Origin of the sequence: Aeromonas sp. QDB20, from assembly GCF_027707805.1 — a bacterium.
Lineage (GTDB): Bacteria > Pseudomonadota > Gammaproteobacteria > Enterobacterales > Aeromonadaceae > Aeromonas > Aeromonas dhakensis.
On sequence record NZ_JAPCJC010000051.1, the window covers coordinates 1 to 1843 of the forward strand.

At 44.1% G+C, this 1843-nt stretch carries 3 protein-coding genes; 2 read left to right on the plus strand and 1 reads right to left on the minus strand.

Annotated elements, in window-relative coordinates:
- Window positions 1-548: 548 nt before the first annotated feature.
- Entirely contained in the window at window positions 549-1007 is a 459-nt protein-coding gene (locus PG897_RS22450; RefSeq protein WP_333563752.1) for an antitoxin Xre/MbcA/ParS toxin-binding domain-containing protein, read from the minus strand.
- 108 nt (window positions 1008-1115) lie between these two features.
- Between PG897_RS22450 and PG897_RS22455 the strand changes: the two genes are divergently transcribed.
- Window positions 1116-1307: a hypothetical protein gene (locus PG897_RS22455; protein ID WP_182927087.1), complete on the plus strand. Its 192-nt coding sequence runs from the start codon at window positions 1116-1118 to the stop codon at window positions 1305-1307.
- A gap of 114 nt (window positions 1308-1421) precedes the next feature.
- A complete protein-coding gene (locus PG897_RS22460) occupies window positions 1422-1721 on the plus strand; it encodes a hypothetical protein (RefSeq protein WP_270829438.1) in 300 nt (99 codons plus the stop codon).
- Window positions 1722-1843 lie beyond the last annotated feature (122 nt).

A 1843-nucleotide genomic window follows, 5' to 3' on the forward strand; every position in this document is an offset into this window, starting at 1 on the left:
TTTCATGTAGAACCTCCTGCGTTCAAGATACGAGAAAATTCTACTTATGAGCACCTCAGTTTTTCGGGGGGATTACCTTATCATCAATAATATTTTTAATTATTCATGGCAGCCACCATAAATAGTGGCTGTTTAATGAAAAACAATAGATGCTAATTATAAGGTGGAACTTTTGTCTGTTTAGCCCGCACCATAGGTGCGAAAATAACCATATTTTATTATGGCTGTTTTTCTGTCTTGATTCTACTCATACGAGAATTGACACTTAGTTAAGTAATGACAACATGAGGTTTGAACCTGCGTATTAAACGCTTGACATGTTTGCAATGCTAATGCGAGTGTCGCTTCTAATAAAATAGTATGTGGGGAAGTAGTAAAACTGGTTTATCTTCGCTGCGAAGCAGCGGAATGTTTAAAAAAGTCTTTTGTTCTCATAATTAGTAAATGGACAGTTTTCAGTATTTTTCAAGTGGCTAAAATGAAAAAATTTGAAAAAAACTATCGTGATGTTTTTTGAACTGAAAGATGAGGCCGCAGGCTGCCTAAATTTATAGGCACATCCCATGCCGAATCCGTCCCACTAGATCGACAACAGCCTGAACCCCCATTGGTGTAGCCAACAATTTAGCTGGGGCTACGCCACCGAGGCCCCAGGCGGTGCGGTTTAACCACGACAGTGTCTTGACGGTATCGTTCCTGTGAAAGACGAGTGCCGCATCGAGGGCCTGCGCCACTCCGTATACCCTGGCACCCTGCGATATTGATAAGGGGGCAGCAATCCGGAGCTTGCGGGCCAGTGTACTCTGGCCAATATCAGCCCACTGGCAAACCGTCCCCACATCCGTCTTCATCAATTCCGCAAGACGATAGACTATGTCCGGTGCTACGCCAGCCACGATCCATTGATGTGCTCCTAGTGGGTCACAAGGAATACCAAGGGCTTCCAGGAGATAGTTCGCAGTAGCTGCTGCGTCACTACTAGGATGATAGGTTGCATAGGGCATCATGTAGCATTCCTCATTGTACAAACACGACCTCTCATGAGCTATCCTATCCCAAACTGTCGTTTTGAGTGGAAAATTAACAACCAAATGCCCCTACATTGAGGAGGGCTGATGACCGAGTTGGTCTGTACTGAACCAGGTTTAGGCATTGAGTTGGGGACTGCTTTTCAGGTTCTATCGGAGAACGGCTCTGAATGGGAAATCCTGTTGGGGAATGAATACCGCAGGATCAACAAACGCAGCGGGCGTGTTACAGGTTGGAAAACACCTCCAAAATTTGAGTGCAAAGACATCAAAAAATAACAAATGAGAGTTCAATGCTGGTTATGCCAGTGATAAATAGTCAGCCCAGGTTACTCCCACATCAAAAGCAGAAGATATTATAGTTTTCATAAAGCCTTAAATAAGGAGCTTAGCATGCTCGTAAAAGAAATTGTGCCAACAGAGCAGGTCGTTGACATTCTCTGTGATGTCTGTGGTCGTAGTACAAAAACGAATTTTGGAACCAATCAATACGGCTCGTTATCGGCGGATTTTGGCTATGGTTCCCGTCACGATGGTGAGCGTTATCTGGTGCATCTGTGTGAAATGTGCTTTTTCGGTACACTCGCAACAATGAGGGAGATGCATCGTGGAAATCATATGTTTGACGATGACTATGAGGCTGCAAATCCAGAAACATTTGGGCGTGATGATTCTAATAGGGAAATAATATGAATAATATGCTTCCATACTACAGTTTGTGTGGAGAGAAATATTTATTACGCGAATTCAACTTCGAAGTGCGACACTCGCCTATGCCGCCTGACGGTACTCTTCGAATACCTTGACAGGCTGCC

Excerpts from the sequence above, each read along its gene's own strand:
- PG897_RS22450 (WP_333563752.1), bottom strand. The coding sequence starts at position 1,007 with ATGATGCCCTATGCAACCTATCATCCTAGTAGTGACGCAGCAGCTACT.
- PG897_RS22455 (WP_182927087.1), top strand. The coding sequence starts at position 1,116 with ATGACCGAGTTGGTCTGTACTGAACCAGGTTTAGGCATTGAGTTGGGG.
- PG897_RS22460 (WP_270829438.1), top strand. The coding sequence starts at position 1,422 with ATGCTCGTAAAAGAAATTGTGCCAACAGAGCAGGTCGTTGACATTCTC.